Below are 16870 nucleotides of genomic sequence, written 5' to 3' on the forward strand. Positions count from 1 at the left end.
TGGTCGACCCACACATCCTCGCAGAACCCGGCCGGGGCCGAAATTCAATTTTTCGTCAGATTTTCCGGGGACGGGGTGCCGACCAACGGTCGGCACCCACCCGATCAGCTGTAGCGCTGCTTCAGCATCGCCCACGCCGAGCGCAGCGCCAGCGCTTCGCCACCGGCCGGACGGCCCGGGCGCTCGCCGTCGTTCCAGGCATACACATCCAGGTGCGCCCAGCGCTGGCCGTCTTCCAGGAAGCGTTCCAGGTACAGCGCGGCGGTCACCGAGCCGGCCATGCGCGAACCGGCGTTGGCCAGGTCGGCGATGCCGCTGCTCAGGTAGCGCAGGTAGGGGCGCCACAGCGGCATGCGCCAGACCGGGTCGCGGGTCGCGTCACCGGCCTGCAGCCACTGCTGGGCCACCGTGTCGTCGTTGCTGAACAGTGCCGGCAGGTCCGGGCCCAGTGCGATGCGCGCGGCACCGGTGAGGGTGGCGAAGTCCAGCACCAGGTCCGGCTTCTGCTCACCGGCGAAGGTCAGCGCATCGCACAGGATCACGCGGCCTTCGGCATCGGTGTTGTCGATCTCCACGCTCAGGCCCTTGCGGGTGGCGATGACTTCGCCCGGGCGGAAGGCATCCGGACCGATCGCGTTTTCCACCGCCGGCACCAGCAGGGTCAGCCGCACCGGCAGCCCACGTGCCATCACCAGGCCGGCCAGGGCCAGTGCGTGCGCGGCGCCGCCCATGTCCTTCTTCATGTTGCGCATGCCGTCGGCCGGCTTGATGTCCAGCCCGCCGGTATCGAAGCACACGCCCTTGCCCACCAGCACCAGCGCCGGGTCGGTTTCCCTGCCCCAGCGCAGCACGACCAGACGCGGCGCACGATGCGAAGCGCGGCCCACGGCGTGGATGGCCGGGAAATTCTGCTTCAGCAGTTCGTCGCCGGTAATCGCCTCGATGTGCGCACCATGTGCATCGGCCAGCGCGCGCGCGGCGTCTTCCAGCTGCTGCGGGCCCATGTCTTCGGTCGGGGTGTTGACCCAGTCGCGCACGCGCAGGCTGGCGGCGATCAGGTCGGCCACTTCGCCGGTCGGCGAGGCCGCCAGCTGCGCCGGTGCGCGGTTGCGCTTGCGATAGCGGTCAAAGCGGTAGCTGCCCAGGCCCCAGCCCAGCTGCAGCAGCGCCAGTTCGGCGGCCGGCAGTTCATTGGCCAGCTGCCAGACGCTGCCTTCCGGCAGCGCGTGCGGCGCATGCGCATAGCTGTAGGCATCGGCACGATCACCCACGCCCATCACGGCACCGGCCAGGCCATCGGCGCCCGGCAGCAGTGCCACGCTGTGGGCGCCGGCGTTGAAGCCCTGCGATGCCAGCCACGCCTGCGTGGCAGCCGGCTGGCTGTCCTTCCAGGCGGCGAACTGCTCGCGGTCCAGCACGTACAACGGCAGCGCCGCAGCGGTGTCGGCGGTGAAACCAGTGATCTCGCTCATGCGTCAGGTACTCCGGGGTGCGGCGGCGTCGAGGTTGGCATCCAACCAGTCGGCCAGGCCGGTAAGGGTGTCGAACTGCAGGTCCGGCTGCAGCTGCGGATGGGTCCAGGTGGCTGCGTCGCGGTTGATCCAGCAGCCGCGCAGGCCGGCGGCAATCGCCCCGGCCACGTCCATGTCGGCATGGTCGCCGACGTGCAGCACCTGTGCCGGTGCCACACCCAGGCGGGTGCACGCGGCATGGAAGATGCTGGCTTCGGGCTTGGCCGCGCCGTGTTCGCGCGAACCCAGCTGGAAGGCGAAATGATGGGCCAGGCCGATCCGCTCCAGGTCGGCGTTGCCGTTGCTCAGCGCCGCCACCGGTACCCGTGCGGCAATGCGCGCCAGCGCGTCGATCGCATCGGGATAGCACTCCACCTGGTTGCGCGCGGCGTAGAACACTTCATACGCAGGCTCCAGCAGATCGAGGCTGGCACCGCTGGTGTGCAGTGCTTCGTGCAGGGTCAGCCGGCGCAGCGCACTCAGGTCGTGGTGGAGGTGCGGATGGGCGTGGTACAGCCGCTCGCGCAGTTCGCGCATCGCCTCCACCGGATACATCGCGGCGGTAGCGGGGCTGTGTTCGCACATCCAGGCGTGCAGGACCTGTTCGATGCGGGCGCCGATCGGAGCGAACGGCCACAGCGTGTCGTCAAGGTCGAGGGTGATGGCTTGGACGGGGAAATTCACCTCGCCATTCTACCCCTGCCCGCGCGGGCTTTCATGCGGCGCGGCGGGCGGGTGGGCACTGTGGCTGGGCCGGGTCAGCGCAGGTTGTACGAGCAGGCGATGGTGGTCTGGCCGTCGAACTGCTGCACGTCCAGGTTGTGCCGCCCAACTTCCTTCGTGTAGGTGCCTGCCACCGGGTCGGACATCTTCGCCAGTGCCGCGACCTGTTCCACACTGGCCGAGCTGAAGTACGCGGTGAAACTGTCGATGCCATCCTCGCCGCTGTCGCCGTCATAGGACTGCAGCCGGTTCACGGGCTGGCCCAGCACCATCAAGGGCGTGGTCAGCCGGAACTCGCCGCTGGATTCGCCGTCCTGCGCCCTTGCCGGGGCCGGTGCCAGCATCCGGGCCATGGCGTCGAACTGCATGGGCGTGAGGTGCCGCTTGCAGGTAACCGCCTCAGCAAGCTGGGTGCGCGCCTGATCGGCAGTCGGCGGCGTCGCGGCGAACGCGGGAGCGGCAATGCAGGCCAAGGCAAGGCAACGCGTGGCGAGAGAGTTCATACGAGCGGATCCATCCGGGTAGGGCGCCATAGTCTGCCACTTCGTCCCTGTTTCTGGTTCCGCCACCTGCGTCCATCCGTTGTTGATGCCGTCACTCCAGCAGGCGTGCCCAGCCCTGCATGCCATCCAGGCGTGCCAGCACCAGCTTGATGCACACCAGCAGCGGCACTGCCAGCAGCAGCCCGATCATGCCCCAGGCCCAGCCGAACACCATCAGCGCCAGGATCAGCACCAGCGGCGACAGCTTCATCCGACGGCCCAGCACGATCGGGGTCACCATCTGCCCTTCCAGGGTGTGCAGGCCCAGGTAGGCGGCGGCCGGCAGCAGGGCCTGCAGCGGGTCGCGGAACTCGACGAAGCCCATCAACAGCATCAGCGCCACGCCGATCAGCGGACCCACGTACGGGGCGAAGTTCAGTAGTGCAGCCACCGTGCCCCACAGCAGTGCTTCCTGCAGGCCGATGCCGAGCAGCATCAGCACGCCGGCGAACACCAGCCCGACCAGGGTGTTGATGACGCTGATGGTCAGCACGTAACGCGAGACCTCCCGTTCGATCGAACGCAGGATGTCGGTGGTGAACCGCTGCTGCTGGCGGTTCGGGAACAGGGCGATCGCTGCGCGCTGCAGGCTCTGCCCGTAGATCATGAAGAACAGGGTCAGCAGCACCACCGCCAGCACCGACGCGGCCAGGCGCGGTGCACGGGTCAGCATGCGGTATGGATCGTCCAGCTGGGTGCGGATCACCTGCACCTTGTGGTTGCTGTCACCGCCGGCCACGCGGGCGAAGTTTTCCGCCGCCTGGTTGGCCTGCTGCACCGGCTTGGTCAGGTCCTGCACCTGCCGGGCCACCTTGCGCAGCTGCTGCGGTGCTTCCTGCGCCCATTCCATCGCCGGACCGATCAACTGCACCGCCAGCGACCCGGTCACGCCCAGCCCGGCGCCGAGGATCAGCAGTGCGCCCAGCGCGCGCGGAATCCACAGCTTCTGCAGCAGGCGCAGGATCGGGTTGCCGACCAGTGCGAAGAACACCGCCAGCAGCACCGGCAGGATGATGTCCTGCGCGGCCCACAGCGTGTAGCCCACCGCCAGGGTGGCCAGGACCACCAGCGACATCGGCCCGCGTGGACGCGACGGGGGCGGCAGCGGTGCCTCCGCATCCTGCGGATCGGCTGGTGACGGGGACAGGAGGGACTCGCTCATCGACGCACCAACCGGGAAGGGGAGCGCATTATCCGCCGGCCGCGATCGGCGCGGCGGAGTGCATGGATCAACGTTCGGACAGCTCGGTGGCGGCTTCGGCCGGGCGCGGTTCGCGCGGTTCCGGTTCGGGTTCCGGGCGGGGGGCAGGTGCCGGCCGTGCGTTGGCGGCGGAGGCCGCCGCCTGTGCCTGTTCGCTGGCATCGTCGGCTTCTTCGGCCGCGTCGTCGGCGGTCGCTGCAGCCTGTGCCGCCATCGCCGTGGCAAACGCCGCCTGGGCACTGGCGAACAGGTTCGAGACCGAACCGACCATCTGCAGCCAGCGCGCACCGTTGACCTTGCCGGGCACTTCCAGCTTGCCGGCGATGAAGCCACCGGCCAGGCCGACCACCACGATGCGCAACGGCGACCAGCCCTTTCGCCAGACGTCGCTGAGCGTGGACCAGTGGTCCTGGGTCTCGCCCAAGCGCACGGTCACCACCTGTTCGCAGCGTTTCACCCGCCGCTGCAGCGCGCCGAACTTCATGGCTTGCCCTCGGGCAGCTGCACGCCGGCATCGGGGTCGTCTTCGCTGGGCTCGTCGAACAGGCCCAGGCGTGACAGCTGGCGCCGGGTGGCATGCATGCCGGTGTGGTGGAAGAAGTAGGACACCCGCCAGATCGCGTAGCCGGTGACGGCCAGGCTCAGCAGCGAGGTGATCAGCAGCGCCTGCAGCCAGCTAAGGCCCCAGCTCTGCAGCAGGGCGATGAGGGTGGCCGCCATCAGCAGCCAGGCCGAGGCACCAAATACGATCGCCACGCCGGCCCAGGCCAGCGCACGGCCGAAGGCGCTGCGGGCCAGGGCGAAGTCGGCCGAGGCCAGCCGGCGCAGCGAGCGCACGGTGTGCTTGGCCGAATCGGCGGCTGCACGACCGGCCGCGCCGACCTGGCGGATGCTCTCATCCAGCGGCGGGGTGGCCGCCGGATCAGGGGCTTGCGCGTTGTCTTCGCTCACGCCGCGGCTTACTTGTCGCTGCTGCCGCGGGCCAGCTTGGCGATGATCCAGCCGGCAGCGAAGGCGACGCCGAACGAAGCCAGCGGACGCTCACGGATCAACTCGGCGGCGCTGTCGATCAGGTCCTTGCCCTTGTCCATCAACGCGTCAACCTGTTCCTTGGCAGCGGCACCACCGAATTCGGCGGCGGCCAGGCCAGACAGTGCGCTGTCGGACAGTTCGGCCTTGACGTTGGCCTTGCCGATGCGCAGCTCGTCGGTCGCGGCACCGGTTGCGCCCTTGATCGCACCGCCGGCGGCCGTGGCGGCCTGCTTCAGGTGGGAACCGGCTTCACCCAGGTGTTCCTTCAGGTTCTCGGTATTGGTGGGGCTCATCGAATCACTCCTGTTGCGATGGGGGAACGGGTGTCGGCGGTGCCGACCTGGACTGACAGCAATAGCATTGCCGGGGTATAGGGGGTGTTACGGCAGGGCGATCAGCGCATCACGAGCTGGCCCTGCTGCTGGCCATTGTTGCGCAGCACGCGCACCACCAGGGTCGGCGGGCGCTGCTGGAAGTTGGCGCGCCAGCTGGCCAGGTCGGCGAATTCACCCACGGTGGCGTCGGTGATGATGTCGCCCTGCTGCAGGCCGTTGCTGGCCGCGCGGCTGCCACGCTTGACCTCGCTGACCAGCACGCCGCCGACACCCGACTGTCGCAGCGACTCGGGCAGGTCGACGAAGGTGGCACCGGTCAACCGCGGGTCCAGGCTCTCGCCGGTGACCGCACGCGCCTGTTCCTTCAGCGTGGCCTTGATCTGCACGGGCTTGCCTTCGCGGCGTACATCCAGCGTCATCGGGCTGCCGACCGCAGCCAGGCCTTCCACGTTGTGCAGGGCTTCGGCGCTGTCCACGCGTTGACCGTTGGCCGAGACCACCACGTCGCCCGGCTTCAACCCGGCCGCGGCGGCCGCCGAACCGGCCAGCACGCGGGTGATCAGCGCACCGCGCGTTTCGCCCAGGCCCAGCCCCTGCGCGATCTGCGCGGTCAGGTTCTGGCTCTCCACGCCCAGCGTGCCGCGTACCACCACGCCGTGCTTGACCAGCTGGTCGACCACGCTGCGCGCCAGGTTGGACGGAATCGCCAGGCCCAGGCCGATGTTGCCGGCCATGCTGCCCTGCGGGTTGAAGCTGGCGGTATTGATGCCGACCAGCTGGCCCTGCAGGTCGACCAGGGCGCCACCGGAATTGCCGGGGTTGATTGACGCATCGGTCTGGATGAAGTTCTGGTAGCCCAGGCCACGGATGCCGCTGCGGCCCACCGCCGAGACGATGCCCGAGGTGACCGTCTGGCTGAAGCCGAACGGGTTGCCGATGGCCACCACGAAGTCACCGACCCGCAGCTGGTCGCTGTTGCCGAGCTTGATGTCGGTCAGGTTCTGCGCCGGGATGCGGATCAGCGCGATGTCGGTATCGCGGTCCGAACCGAGGAACTCGGCCTTCACCGTGCGCCCGTCGGCCAGTGTCACCTGCACGTCATCGGCGTTGTCGATGACATGGTGGTTGGTCAGCACCAGGCCTTCCTTGGCGTCGATGATCACGCCCGAGCCCAGCGATTCGTTGATGCGCTCCTGCGGGATATCCGGGAACAGGCGGCGGAAGAACGGGTCGTTGAAGAACGGGTTGCGCACGCGCACCACCTGCTTGGTGTTGACGCTGACCACGGCCGGCATCGCCTTTTCCAGCATCGGCGCCAGCGAAGGCACCGCCTGTCCGGCCACCGCGGCCGGCAACGCGGCGGTGGTCGGCAGCACCGCTGGCAGCGGTGCTGCATCGGCACGGTTGTCCAGGTGGGCATTGATGCCGGTGGCAACGAAGCCACCGAAGGCGGCGGCGATTGCGAGCGTAAGCAGGGTGGGAAGCGGTCGCATGGTTGTCGGTTCGCTGGCGTGGGTGGGGGCGATTCGGCCCTACGGTAAAACAAGCTGAATGAGTGTGTCGCGATCTGGATAAATGCGCCATGAAAACCGCAGGCCGCGAAAGGCGAGTGAGGAGGCTGACAGCATGGCTGTGGCGACACCGCACAGGCGACGCCTGCACCACCGAAGACGATCGCCGGGGGCGCCGACACAGACCGATACCTGCGCAGTTCCGCGCAACCGGGTGCCGCAATGCGCCACAGCACGCATCGGATGCCGCGTCCGTGCAACGGCACGCAACGGCCATCTTCGACCACGCGCTTGCTGTGGCGTAGCCCTTAAAAAAAGGGGTTTCCTGTGAACCCGCCGCTTCTGCGGCAGTGGTGGGCTACACCATGGCCGTCGCATCAGATGCGATTGCGGGCGCGTGCCCCGTTCCACGATCGTCAATGTCGGTATAGCATCGCCCCGTTTTGATACTTAAGGCCCCCAGGAGGGCAACATGAGCAACGGTAATGGTGTGTCGGTCGTGACCGACGCCGTCGAGAACGTCAAAGAAGCCGCCACCAACGTTGGCGAGACCATCGCCCACGCCGCCGAAGACGCCGTGAAGTCGGTCAAGAAGACCGTCAAGCGCGCCACCAAGGCGGCCGGTACCCGCGTTGCCAAGGCCAAGAAGGCCGTGGCCAAGGTCGAGAAGACCGTTGCCAAGAAGGCCGACAAGGCCGCCAAGTCGGTCGGCAAGACCGTTGCCAATGCCAAGAAGAAGCTGGAAGCGGCCAAGAAGAACGCCAAGGCCGAAGCCGCTGCCCTGAAGAAGGAAGTGGCCAAGAAGAAGGCCGCTGCAGGCAAGGCTGTGACCAAGAAGGCCGCTGCCGCCAAGAAGGCCACCAAGGCTGCCGGCAAGAAGGTCGCCACCGTGAAGAAGGCCGCCACCAAGAAGGCCGCCGTCGCGAAGAAGACCGTTGCCAAGAAGACCGCGGCCGCCAAGAAGGTGGTCGGCAAGAAGGTCGCCACCGCCAAGAAGGCTGTGGCCAAGAAGACCGTCGCCGCCAAGAAGGTCGCCGGCAAGAAGGCCGTGGCTGCGAAGAAGGTTGTCGGCAAGAAGGTTGCCGTCACCAAGAAGGTCGCCACCAAGAAGACCGCGGCCGCCAAGAAGGTTGTCGGCAAGAAGGCTGCCGTCGCCAAGAAGGCTGTTGGCAAGAAGGCCGCCGTCGCCAAGAAGGCTGTCGGCAAGAAGACCGCCGTCGCCAAGAAGGCGGTGGGCAGGAAGGTTGCCGCCACCCGCAAGACGGTCGCCAGGAAGGCTGCGCCGCTGAAGAAGGTCGCCGCCAAGAAGGCTCCGGCCAAGAAGGCCGTGCGCAAGGTCGCCAAGCGCAAGTAATCGCGCCGTGACCGAAGGCCCTGCCACCCACCGGGTGGTAGGGCCTTTCGCGTTTCTGGGGCGCTACCTGGGGCAAGATGCAGGTTCTTCCCGCCGGAGCCCCGATCATGCGCGGTATCGACTTCAGTTCCTGGCAGGGCGTGCTGTCCACGTTGGCCGGCCTGGTCCTGATCACCCTGCTCGGCGTCGGCATCCGCCTGCTGGTGATGCAGACCCTGCAGCAGCGCCGCGAGCGCGAGAACCGGCAGATCAACGAACGGCTGCGCACGCTGATGGCCGCCTACAAGACCCTGGGCGGTTCGTTCACCGGCGAGCTGGGCGTGGATCCCAGCCATCGTCGCGACCTGCGCCAGCGCGAAGATGCCGACGGCATCGCCGAGCCGCGCTCGGACCGTGCGCGGCGCATCCGCGATGCGGTCGAGGCCGCGCTGTCGGACATCCTGCTGCTGGGCACCGACGAACAGGTGCGGCTGGCCACGCGTGCCGCCAACGAACTGGCACAGGGGCGGCCGGTGCATACCCACGAACTGGTGGTCTCGCTGCGCGACTTCGTGCGCGAAGCGCTGGATCTGGCCCCGATTCCGGCCGATCTGCAGATTCCACCGCAGGGGCCGACCCGGCCCGTTGCCAGTGGTGGCGGCAAGGGCCGTAACGACGGCGATGCCAAGGGCGGCCGTGCAGGCGGTGGCGGTGGTGGTGGAATGGGCGCCGGCATGGGCGGCATGGGCCTCGGTGCCGGCGCCGCACTGGGCGCCGGCCATGCTGCTGCCAGCGATGAAACGGACGCGCGCTGAGCACGTCCGCCGGGTTCAGCGCGTCAGCTCGTAGAGCGGCACGAAGCCGCCGTAGATCATCCGCGCGCCGTCGAACGGCATCGGATTCTTCGTTGGATCAAACCGCGGGTCCTCCATAATCTTCTTCATGCCGGCGTCGCGGGTCGGCTTGTCCGGCCATTCGATCCAGGAAAACACCACCGTCTCATCCGGCGTGGCTTTCACCGCGCCGAAGAAGTCGGTGGTCTTGCCGTGCGGCACGTCATCGCCCCAGCACTCGACCACGCGCAGCGCGCCGTACTCGATGAAAACGGGATCCCCTGTGCGTGCATGGGCGAGGAACTTCTCCTTGTTGGCGGTGGGCACCGCCAGGACGAAACCGTCGATGTAGCTCATTGCCTGCCTCCGGATGGACCGTGCCACATGCACGGCCTTCAGGTACACGACGAACCAGGGGATCGGGGATCGACAACGGTGGACGGTGAAGAAACCTGAAAAATGCACGCGCGCCGCGCGCGTATGCCAGACGCAGCCTGAATCAAGCCAAAAAATTCAGCAATGCGAAGACCGCTGTTTTCAGGGAGCGTTGTGGCGAATAACGGAGAATTTACATTCCCGATGCGATGGCGCCCTGGCGCTGCTGCACACCATAAGAAAGTAAAGGTGTACCCCCATGAAGAATTCGCTGATTGCTCTGGCCCTGGCCGCTGCCCTGCCGTTCACCGCTTCGGCTGCTGAGAACCTGTCCTACAACTACGCCGAAGCCGACTACGCCAAGACCGACGTTGAAGGCATCAAGGCCGACGGCTGGGGCGTGAAGGGTTCCTACGGCTTCCTGCCGAACTTCCACGCCTTCGGCGAATACAGCCGCCAGGAAATCGACCACACCAACCTGAAGGTTGACCAGTGGAAGGTCGGTGCCGGCTACAACGTTGAAATCGCTCCGAGCACCGACTTCGTTGCCCGCGTTGCCTACCAGAAGTTCGACCGCAAGCACGGTCTGGACTTCAACGGCTACAGCGCTGAAGCCGGTATCCGCACTGCCTTCGGCGCCCACGCCGAGGTCTACGGCATGGTCGGTTACGAAGACTACGCCAAGAAGCACGGCGTCAATCCGGATGGCCAGTGGTACGGCCGCCTGGGTGGTCAGGTCAAGCTGAACCAGAACTGGGGCCTGAACGGCGAGCTGAAGATGAACCGCCACGGCGACAAGGAATACACCGTCGGCCCGCGCTTCAGCTGGTAATTGCTGCCTCGGCGCGATTGCGCGCTGGAGACGCCCCAACAGGCCCGGCATTTGCCGGGCCTGTTGCGTTTGCGCCGTGGCAAACCGGAATGCTGTCTGACTGGCGGAATGCGCGGGCCAGCCATTGCAAGGAATTGGATTCCGCCGCTGCGGGCACCGACCTACGTTGGATGTCCCATGTTGCCTGGACATGCCGCAATGCCGCTGACCCTCCCGCCTCTGCTGCCTGATCGGCCACGACGCCTGGCGCTGCTGGACCCGCACCCGGTACTGCGGTTGGGCGTGGAAGTGCTGCTGCGCCAGCACGCGGGTGTGCAGGTACGGGTGAGCCTGTCCAGCGAGGCGCACCTGCTGCACCTGCTGGAGCGCAGCCCGACGTGTGTCGACCTGCTGCTGATCGATGCGTTGCCCATGGGCGACCTGGGCGATGGGTTGGCCCTGTTGCACGTGCTGTCGCAGCGCTGGCCGGCACTGCCGGTGCTGGTGCTCTCGGCACACTGCAATGCCAGCACGGTGGCCACCGCGATGCGTGCCGGTGCGCGCGGCTTCCTGTCCAAGTCGACGCCACCGGACGTGCTGCTGCGTGCCATTGATGTGGTCGCCCGGGGAGGGCGCTTCGTGCCACCAGAGCTGCGCGCGGAACTGAACCTGCCGGGCACGCGTGCACGCAGAATGCCGGCCCCGGCACTGGTGCCGTTGAGCCAGCGCGAACGGGAAGTGCTCGGGCTGGTGCTGAAAGGGGTCAGCACCAGCGAAATGGCCCTGCGATCGGGGCGTTCAGCCAGCACGATCAGCTCGCAGAAAACCTCGGCCTACCGCAAGCTCGGCATCCGCGGGGACGGTGACCTGTTCCGCTTCCGCCACCTGCTGGAATGCGGATGAGCGGCGTTACTCGCCCTGGTACTGCTTCTCTTCCACCAGTGCAGAACCGGCCAAGCGGTTGATCTCGTTCTTCACCTGCACGCGCTCGCCATTGGTGCCATAGACACCGCGTGCCAGCTGGATGAATGCATCATCGAACACCTGGGCCGCTTCCTTGTCGCGCAGCTGGTCCTGGATGTCCCACATACGCTCGTTGATCGCCTTCAACTGCTGCTGCAGCGCGGCCAGGGCCGGCTGTGCCTGCAGCTGCTGCTGCAACAGGGGCAGCAGGCCGTCCAGCTCGGTGCGCACGTTGGCCAGCTTGGCGGCATCGTCGATGCGCTCGGCCTTGATCTGGAGAATGGTGATCTTGTCGATCAGCTCGCCGATCGATACCGGGGTCAGGATGGCGTCCACGCGGTTGGTTCCTGGAAACAGGGCGCCATGATACCGCGCCGCTGGCGCATGGCCCCGATCCACGGGATTTACGCCGAATTTGCGCCGCGGCCCGGGCCGCACCCTCGATCCGTTACGGCCACGCGCTGGACACTGCCGTCCCGGCGGCATGACCGCCTTCGACGAGGAACACAGTGCAGTGAACAGCAAGGGGATGATGGCGGCGGTGGTGGCCGCCCTGGCAGGGCTGCTTGGCATGGGCAGCGCGCAGGCACAGGTGCAGGTCAGTGGCAGTGCGGCCTTGACCAGTGACTACGTGTGGCGCGGCAGCTCGCAGAGCGATGGTGACCCGGCGGTGCAAGCCGGCGCGAAGATCTCGATCCCATCGGGCTGGTACGCCAGCGTGTGGGGGTCCAACGTCTCGTTCAAGCCGGACAATGGCGCGCGCAGCGAGTTCGACCTGGTGGCGGGCTGGTCCGGCGCGCTGGCACCGGACTGGACGCTGGATGCGAACCTGACCCGCTATGTGTATCCGGGTACCGGTCGTGCGCTGGACTGGACCGAACTCAACACCACCGTGACCTGGAAGCAGCGCGCCTGGCTGCAGGTCGCGCATTCCAACGATGCGTTGGCCGGTGGCCATCGCGGAACCTATGCCCAGCTGGGCGTGCGTGTGCCGCTGCACGAACGCGTCCGCCTGGAAGCAGCGGTGGGCCAGTACTGGCTGGCCACCGCGCAGGGCCCGGATTACCTGCATGGCCAGCTCAGTGCCATTGCCACGCTGACTCCGGCATGGGAGCTGCGCGCCACCGTGCATGACACCGACAGCGCGGCCAAGCGACTGTTCCCGGGCAATGCCGGTGGACGCTGGGAGCTGGCGCTGCAGGGCAGCTTCTAGTTCGACGATGCCGCCTGGCGCGCGCGCAGCGCGCCGGGCAGCCACAGCAGCAGGGCCAGCACGGCCACGGCGGCACCGGCCACGCAGACGCCGGTCCAACCGTAGCGCTGGTAGACCTGCGCCGACAGCAGCGAACCCAGCGAGCCGCCGATGAAGTAGCCGGTCATGTAGCCGGCATTGAGGCGGTTGCGCGCCGCGGGCTGCAGCGCATAGATCAGATTCTGGTTGCTGACGTGCAGCAGCTGTGCGGCCAGGTCCAGCACCACCACGCCGATCAGCAGCGCCAGCAGCGAGTGGGCCGACAGCCCCAGTGGCAGCCACGACAGCAGCAACAGCACCAGCGCGATGGCAGTGGCGCGTCCGGTCTGGCCGCGATCGGACATGCGCCCGGCCAGGCCGGCCGCCAGCGTACCGGCTGCACCGACCAGCCCGAACAGGCCGATGGTGGCATCGCTGTAGGCGTACGGTGGCTGCGCCAGCAGGAACGCGAGCGGGGTCCAGAAAATCGCGAACATGGCAAAGCTGCAGGCGCCCAGCAGGGTGCGCTGGCGCAGCACCGGCTCCTGCACGAACAGCACGCCGATCGAGCGCAGCAAGGCGAAATAGCCCAGGCCGGCGCTGTGGTGGAATCGCGGCAGGCCGCGCTGCAATGCCAGTGCGGTCAGCACCAGGGTGCCGGCAGCGATGGCATACACCAGGCGCCAGTCACCCAGGCTGGAAAGCAGGCCGGCCACGGTACGCGCCAGCAGGATGCCCAGCAGCAGGCCACTCATCAGCGTGCCGACCACGCGGCCACGATGTTCCGGCGCGGCCAGCGTGGCCGCGAACGGCACCAGCACCTGTGCCACCACCGAAAACAGTCCGGTGATTGCGGTCCCGACCAGCAGCCAGGCCAGCGACGGCGCGCAGGCACTGATCACCAGGCCACCGGCCGACAGCAGGCTCATCACCACGATCAAGCGGCGGCGCTCGAACAGGTCACCCAGTGGCACCAGCAGGATCAGTCCGGCGGCATAGCTCAGCTGTGCTGCGGTAACCACCATGCCGACCTGGCCGAACGGCACGCCGAAGGCATCTGCGATGGTGTGCAGCAGCGGTTGCGCATAGTAGTTGCTGGCCACGGCCACGCCGGTGGCGACCGACATCAGCAGCACCTGCCAGCGGTGCAGAGGGGGAAGGGAGGGGCTCACGCGGTGTTCCAGGAAGCGGGGTGCACAGTGTCCGCCTGCTGCGGTCATGATGGAAATGAATCATCATCATCCTTGTCATCTGAAAACAAGATAGCTGGATGAACCTCAAGCAGCTCGAGTTTGCCGTCGCCCTGGCCGAGGAGGGCAACTTCACCCGTGCCGCCGAGCGCTGCCACGTGGTGCAGTCCGCGCTCAGCCACCAGATCGCCCACCTGGAACAGGAACTGGGTGCCACGCTGTTCGAGCGCCTGCCACGCCAGGTGCGGGCTACCGCCGCCGGCGAGACGTTGCTGGTGCACGCACGCCAGGTGCTGGCCAGCCTGCGCCACCTGCGCGCCGACGTGGCCGCCGTCAGTGGCGAAGTGCGTGGCCTGCTGGCCATCGGGCAGATTTCTTCGCTGACCGACATCGACGTCGTGGCGATGCTGGCGGCCTTCCAGCGGGTGCACCCACAGGTGGAGTTCCAGCTGCGCGTGGACAAGAGCGAAGACCTGATCGCACAGGTGCAGTCGCGCGCGCTGGATGTGGCACTGGTCGGCCTGGCGCCGTCGGCAGCGCTGGATGGCGTCTGCCACCAGGTGCTGCAGGAGGAGGATCTGGTAGCGGTACTGGCGCCGTCGCACCGGCTCGCCGGGCGCACGCGGCTGCCATTGACCGCACTGCAGGATGAAGCGCTGGTCGACTTCCCGCGCGGTACCGGTGCGCGCCGGCAGACCGACGATGCCTTCGCCGCCGCTGGCCTGCCGCACACGGTGCGTTTCGAGGTCAACCTGATGGAACTGGTCGAGCGCTTCGTCCGCCACGGATTGGCGGTGGGCATCGTGCCGGCGTTGATCGCCGAAGGTTTCCAGGGCGTGGTTCAGATTCCACTGCAGCCGACCCCGACCCGGCGCGTACACCTGGTCTGGCAGCGGCTGCCGACGCCGGCCGCGCGCGCCTTCGTCGAGGCCGTGCTCAGCCGCGCAGGCGCAGGCTCAGGCCCTTGAGGAAGTTGCGCAGCATCTGGTCCAGGCAGCGCCGGTAGTTGGTGTGCCCGGGCTGGCGGAACAACGCACCGACTTCCGACTTGGACACGTTGAAGCCGGCGCTGGCGAAGATCTCCATCAGGTCCACGTCGCGCAGCTGGAAGGCCACGCGCAGCTTCTTCAGCACCAGGTTGTTGTCGATGCGGGTTTCCACCGCACGCTGCGGCTGGCTCTCGTCGCGACCGCGCAGGTGCACGATCAGGCCATCGAGGAAGTGCGCCAGTGCGCTGTCGTTCATCGCCTCGAAACCGGCTTCGTCCTCGCGGCGCAGCCAGGCCTTCACCTGCTCGGTATCCACGGCGAAGGCCGGGTCGGCCATCTGGCACAGGGTGACCACGTGCTGGTCACCCAGGTCCAGGGAGTAGCGCACGCTGCGCAGGACATCATTGTTGATCATGGCGCAATTGTACCGGTCACCCCGACACGTGGGGTCGCCGCCCCGGATCTGGCCGATCCGGCAACACGGGTGCTGCCGGACGGTGCCAGAATGGGGATCTGGTTTTCCCCCTGGAGTTGCCTGATGACCCGCACTGTCCTGATTACCGGCGCCACGTCCGGCTTCGGCGCCGCCGCCGTCCACCGCTTCGCCCAGGCCGGCTGGAAAGTGATCGCCACCGGCCGCCGCGGCGAACGCCTGCAACCGCTGGTCGAGCGCTATGGCAAGGACGTGGTGCACGCCGCCGCCTTCGACATCCGCGATCCGGTGGCGATGGAGGCGGCCCTGCTGGCGCTGCCGCCGGCCTTCGGCGAGATCGACCTGCTGGTCAATAACGCCGGTCTGGCGCAGGGCACCGCACCGGCACAGAGCGCCAGGCTGTCGGACTGGACCACGATGATCGACACCAACATCACCGCGCTGGTGACCCTGACCCACCGCCTGTTGCCGCAGCTGGTGGAGCGCAAGGGTGCGATCATCAACATCTCGTCGGTGGCCGGCGTCTACCCGTACCCGGGTGGCAACGCCTACGGTGGCACCAAGGCCTTCGTCAGCCAGTTCTCGCTGGGCCTGCGTTCGGACCTGCACGGCACCGGCGTGCGCGTGACCACGATCGAGCCGGGCATGGCCGAGACCGAGTTCACCGTGGTCCGCACCCATGGCGACCAGAATGCATCGGACAAGCTGTACAGCGGTGCCAATCCGATGACCGCCGAAGACATCGCCGAACAGATCTTCTGGGTGGCCACGCTGCCACCGCACCTGAACATCAATCGCCTGGAGCTGATGCCGGTCAGCCAGTCCTTCGCCGGGTTCCAGGTCGCCCGCGAGGGCTGACGCCGTGTGTGGAGTCGAGCCATGCTCGACTCGGCAGAAACAAAAAAAGCCGGGCAATGCCCGGCTTTCTTCATGCAGTCCCGCAGAACGTCACTGCGCCTTGATGGCCATCGCCTGCAGGCCGGTGCCATCCAGCTTCTGCTTCGCTTCAGACAGTTCGCCGGCGCTGCCGTACGGCCCCATGCGCACGCGATACACGGTCTTGCCGTTGATCTGCGCCGACTCCACGCGTGCCGCCAGGCCCATCATGGCCAGCTTGGCCTTGGTGGCTTCGGCGTCGCCGGACGCACCGAAGGCACCTGCCTGCAGGATGTAGCGGGCGTTGTCGGCGGGCGCCGGTGCGGCAGTGGTCGCCGGCGCGGTGGGCGCGGCTTCCGCGCGCGGCGCGGGGGTGGCGGCCGTGCTGGTCGACGCCGGTGCGGTGCTGGCCGGCGGGGTTGCCGCGGCCGGGCGCTCGCTCAGCGGTGCCGGCAGCGGACGGTTGCTCGCGGTCACCGGTGCGGTGCTGGCGACGCTGGCCGTTGCGGTCGGTGCCGGCGTGGCCGTGCTCGCCGGCGGCACCGGCTTGCCCTCCAGCGCGGCCTGCGCGCGCGACGCTTCGGCCTTGGCCCGGCGCTGGTCCTCGGCACGCGCGCTGGCGGCCAGTTCGGCGTCGGACATTTCCACTTCCTTGCCCGGCAGCAGGGTGTAGAAGTCGTACTGCGTCGCCGCGGGCTTCTCCGGTTCGGCCGGCTTCGGCGTGGCCGGCTGCGCGGCTGGCTGGCTGCCGACATCGCTGTCTGCATCAGCAACCGGGGCCGGCTGCGCGTTCGGGTTCGGCTGCGGACCGGCGCGCAGGAAGCCGTCGCCTTCGCCCTTGAACAGGTTCGGCGCCGCCAGGAACACCACGGCGGCGATCGCCACACCGGCCACCAGCCACACCCATCCGGGTGTGCCCTGGCTGCTGCTGTTGCGTCGTGCCTGGGTTTTGCCGCGTCGTGCTGCCATGTGTACTGCGTC

20 protein-coding genes are annotated in these 16870 nt (G+C 67.7%); 7 read left to right on the forward strand and 13 right to left on the reverse strand.

Features of this window, described 5'->3' with window-relative positions; genetic code table 11:
- Positions 1 to 104: 104 nt before the first annotated feature.
- The 8 genes from E5790_RS09880 to E5790_RS09915 all read right to left on the reverse strand — a co-directional run bounded on the left by E5790_RS09880 (position 105) and on the right by E5790_RS09915 (position 6837).
- The gene (locus E5790_RS09880) at positions 105 to 1472 is read right to left on the reverse strand and encodes a M17 family metallopeptidase (RefSeq protein ID WP_111206477.1); all 1368 of its coding nucleotides are present in this window, start codon (positions 1470 to 1472) and stop codon (positions 105 to 107) included.
- Between the two features lie 3 nt (positions 1473 to 1475).
- Positions 1476 to 2195, reverse strand: coding sequence for an HAD-IA family hydrolase (locus E5790_RS09885; protein WP_049441851.1), 720 nt, complete (start codon positions 2193 to 2195; stop codon positions 1476 to 1478).
- A 74-nt stretch (positions 2196 to 2269) separates the two neighbouring features.
- Positions 2270 to 2737: a hypothetical protein gene (locus tag E5790_RS09890; protein WP_032961458.1), complete on the reverse strand. Its 468-nt coding sequence runs from the start codon at positions 2735 to 2737 to the stop codon at positions 2270 to 2272.
- 91 nt (positions 2738 to 2828) lie between these two features.
- On the reverse strand, positions 2829 to 3938 hold the full coding sequence (locus tag E5790_RS09895; RefSeq protein ID WP_111206475.1) for an AI-2E family transporter: 1110 nt from the start codon (positions 3936 to 3938) through the stop codon (positions 2829 to 2831).
- 67 nt (positions 3939 to 4005) lie between these two features.
- On the reverse strand, positions 4006 to 4461 hold the full coding sequence (locus E5790_RS09900) for a hypothetical protein (protein WP_014645650.1): 456 nt from the start codon (positions 4459 to 4461) through the stop codon (positions 4006 to 4008).
- On the reverse strand, positions 4458 to 4928 hold the full coding sequence (locus tag E5790_RS09905; RefSeq protein WP_014645651.1) for a phage holin family protein: 471 nt from the start codon (positions 4926 to 4928) through the stop codon (positions 4458 to 4460). Before E5790_RS09905 ends, E5790_RS09900 begins: the two co-directional genes overlap by 4 nt.
- An 8-nt stretch (positions 4929 to 4936) precedes the next feature.
- On the reverse strand, positions 4937 to 5302 hold the full coding sequence (locus tag E5790_RS09910) for a hypothetical protein (protein ID WP_004153835.1): 366 nt from the start codon (positions 5300 to 5302) through the stop codon (positions 4937 to 4939).
- A gap of 101 nt (positions 5303 to 5403) precedes the next feature.
- Positions 5404 to 6837 carry a Do family serine endopeptidase gene (locus E5790_RS09915; RefSeq protein ID WP_014645652.1) on the reverse strand — a complete coding sequence of 478 codons (1434 nt, stop codon included), beginning with the start codon at positions 6835 to 6837 and terminating at the stop codon, positions 5404 to 5406.
- Between the two features lie 490 nt (positions 6838 to 7327).
- On the opposite strand from E5790_RS09915, the gene E5790_RS09920 reads away from it, so the two are divergent.
- Positions 7328 to 8209 carry a histone gene (locus tag E5790_RS09920; RefSeq protein ID WP_111206474.1) on the forward strand — a complete coding sequence of 294 codons (882 nt, stop codon included), beginning with the start codon at positions 7328 to 7330 and terminating at the stop codon, positions 8207 to 8209.
- Positions 8210 to 8316: 107 nt separating this feature from the next.
- Positions 8317 to 9003 carry a hypothetical protein gene (locus tag E5790_RS09925; protein WP_014645654.1) on the forward strand — a complete coding sequence of 229 codons (687 nt, stop codon included), beginning with the start codon at positions 8317 to 8319 and terminating at the stop codon, positions 9001 to 9003.
- Positions 9004 to 9018: 15 nt separating this feature from the next.
- Here E5790_RS09925 and E5790_RS09930 read toward each other — a convergent pair whose 3' ends face one another.
- Complete coding sequence (locus tag E5790_RS09930) at positions 9019 to 9378, reverse strand: DUF1428 domain-containing protein (RefSeq protein ID WP_111206472.1); 360 nt, start codon at positions 9376 to 9378, stop codon at positions 9019 to 9021.
- Between the two features lie 277 nt (positions 9379 to 9655).
- Here E5790_RS09930 and E5790_RS09935 point away from each other — a divergent pair, with 277 nt between their 5' ends.
- Both E5790_RS09935 and E5790_RS09940 read left to right on the forward strand, forming a co-directional pair.
- Positions 9656 to 10228: an Ax21 family protein gene (locus tag E5790_RS09935; protein ID WP_014645657.1), complete on the forward strand. Its 573-nt coding sequence runs from the start codon at positions 9656 to 9658 to the stop codon at positions 10226 to 10228.
- 198 nt (positions 10229 to 10426) lie between these two features.
- Positions 10427 to 11110 (forward strand): response regulator transcription factor, encoded by a 684-nt coding sequence (locus E5790_RS09940; protein ID WP_032961444.1) that lies wholly within the window; start codon positions 10427 to 10429, stop codon positions 11108 to 11110.
- A gap of 6 nt (positions 11111 to 11116) precedes the next feature.
- Here E5790_RS09940 and E5790_RS09945 read toward each other — a convergent pair whose 3' ends face one another.
- Positions 11117 to 11506 (reverse strand): DUF6165 family protein, encoded by a 390-nt coding sequence (locus E5790_RS09945; protein WP_046428155.1) that lies wholly within the window; start codon positions 11504 to 11506, stop codon positions 11117 to 11119.
- A 148-nt stretch (positions 11507 to 11654) separates the two neighbouring features.
- On the opposite strand from E5790_RS09945, the gene E5790_RS09950 reads away from it, so the two are divergent.
- The gene (locus E5790_RS09950; protein WP_111206470.1) at positions 11655 to 12383 is read left to right on the forward strand and encodes a TorF family putative porin; all 729 of its coding nucleotides are present in this window, start codon (positions 11655 to 11657) and stop codon (positions 12381 to 12383) included.
- On the opposite strand, the gene E5790_RS09955 is transcribed toward E5790_RS09950, so the two are convergent.
- Entirely contained in the window at positions 12380 to 13528 is a 1149-nt protein-coding gene (locus tag E5790_RS09955) for an MFS transporter (RefSeq protein WP_329768298.1), read from the reverse strand. The genes E5790_RS09950 and E5790_RS09955 overlap by 4 nt on opposite strands.
- Positions 13529 to 13671: 143 nt before the next feature.
- On the opposite strand from E5790_RS09955, the gene E5790_RS09960 reads away from it, so the two are divergent.
- Positions 13672 to 14559: a LysR family transcriptional regulator gene (locus E5790_RS09960; RefSeq protein ID WP_111206468.1), complete on the forward strand. Its 888-nt coding sequence runs from the start codon at positions 13672 to 13674 to the stop codon at positions 14557 to 14559.
- Here the strand turns inward: E5790_RS09960 and E5790_RS09965 are convergent.
- Positions 14528 to 14995 (reverse strand): DUF1456 family protein, encoded by a 468-nt coding sequence (locus tag E5790_RS09965; protein ID WP_014645662.1) that lies wholly within the window; start codon positions 14993 to 14995, stop codon positions 14528 to 14530. The genes E5790_RS09960 and E5790_RS09965 overlap by 32 nt on opposite strands.
- Before the next feature lie 123 nt (positions 14996 to 15118).
- On the opposite strand from E5790_RS09965, the gene E5790_RS09970 reads away from it, so the two are divergent.
- Positions 15119 to 15871, forward strand: a complete 753-nt coding sequence (locus E5790_RS09970; protein WP_014035694.1) for an SDR family NAD(P)-dependent oxidoreductase — start codon at positions 15119 to 15121, stop codon at positions 15869 to 15871.
- A 90-nt stretch (positions 15872 to 15961) separates the two neighbouring features.
- Here the strand turns inward: E5790_RS09970 and E5790_RS09975 are convergent, their stop codons facing one another.
- Positions 15962 to 16858 carry an SPOR domain-containing protein gene (locus E5790_RS09975; RefSeq protein ID WP_046428160.1) on the reverse strand — a complete coding sequence of 299 codons (897 nt, stop codon included), beginning with the start codon at positions 16856 to 16858 and terminating at the stop codon, positions 15962 to 15964.
- Between the last annotated feature and the right edge of the window lie 12 nt (positions 16859 to 16870).

Source organism: Stenotrophomonas sp. PAMC25021 (genome assembly GCF_004795795.1).
GTDB classification, from domain to species: domain Bacteria; phylum Pseudomonadota; class Gammaproteobacteria; order Xanthomonadales; family Xanthomonadaceae; genus Stenotrophomonas; species Stenotrophomonas muris.

Bases quoted from the DNA above. Each gene is read 5' to 3' on its own strand.
- E5790_RS09880 (WP_111206477.1), bottom strand. From the start codon at position 1,472: ATGAGCGAGATCACTGGTTTCACCGCCGACACCGCTGCGGCGCTGCCG.
- E5790_RS09890 (WP_032961458.1), bottom strand. From the start codon at position 2,737: ATGAACTCTCTCGCCACGCGTTGCCTTGCCTTGGCCTGCATTGCCGCT.
- E5790_RS09895 (WP_111206475.1), bottom strand. From the start codon at position 3,938: ATGAGCGAGTCCCTCCTGTCCCCGTCACCAGCCGATCCGCAGGATGCG.
- E5790_RS09900 (WP_014645650.1), bottom strand. From the start codon at position 4,461: ATGAAGTTCGGCGCGCTGCAGCGGCGGGTGAAACGCTGCGAACAGGTG.
- E5790_RS09910 (WP_004153835.1), bottom strand. From the start codon at position 5,302: ATGAGCCCCACCAATACCGAGAACCTGAAGGAACACCTGGGTGAAGCC.
- E5790_RS09915 (WP_014645652.1), bottom strand. From the start codon at position 6,837: ATGCGACCGCTTCCCACCCTGCTTACGCTCGCAATCGCCGCCGCCTTC.
- E5790_RS09920 (WP_111206474.1), top strand. From the start codon at position 7,328: ATGAGCAACGGTAATGGTGTGTCGGTCGTGACCGACGCCGTCGAGAAC.
- E5790_RS09925 (WP_014645654.1), top strand. From the start codon at position 8,317: ATGCGCGGTATCGACTTCAGTTCCTGGCAGGGCGTGCTGTCCACGTTG.
- E5790_RS09930 (WP_111206472.1), bottom strand. From the start codon at position 9,378: ATGAGCTACATCGACGGTTTCGTCCTGGCGGTGCCCACCGCCAACAAG.
- E5790_RS09935 (WP_014645657.1), top strand. From the start codon at position 9,656: ATGAAGAATTCGCTGATTGCTCTGGCCCTGGCCGCTGCCCTGCCGTTC.
- E5790_RS09940 (WP_032961444.1), top strand. From the start codon at position 10,427: ATGCCGCTGACCCTCCCGCCTCTGCTGCCTGATCGGCCACGACGCCTG.
- E5790_RS09950 (WP_111206470.1), top strand. From the start codon at position 11,655: ATGACCGCCTTCGACGAGGAACACAGTGCAGTGAACAGCAAGGGGATG.
- E5790_RS09955 (WP_329768298.1), bottom strand. From the start codon at position 13,528: ATGTCGGTCGCCACCGGCGTGGCCGTGGCCAGCAACTACTATGCGCAA.
- E5790_RS09960 (WP_111206468.1), top strand. From the start codon at position 13,672: ATGAACCTCAAGCAGCTCGAGTTTGCCGTCGCCCTGGCCGAGGAGGGC.
- E5790_RS09965 (WP_014645662.1), bottom strand. From the start codon at position 14,995: ATGATCAACAATGATGTCCTGCGCAGCGTGCGCTACTCCCTGGACCTG.
- E5790_RS09970 (WP_014035694.1), top strand. From the start codon at position 15,119: ATGACCCGCACTGTCCTGATTACCGGCGCCACGTCCGGCTTCGGCGCC.
- E5790_RS09975 (WP_046428160.1), bottom strand. From the start codon at position 16,858: ATGGCAGCACGACGCGGCAAAACCCAGGCACGACGCAACAGCAGCAGC.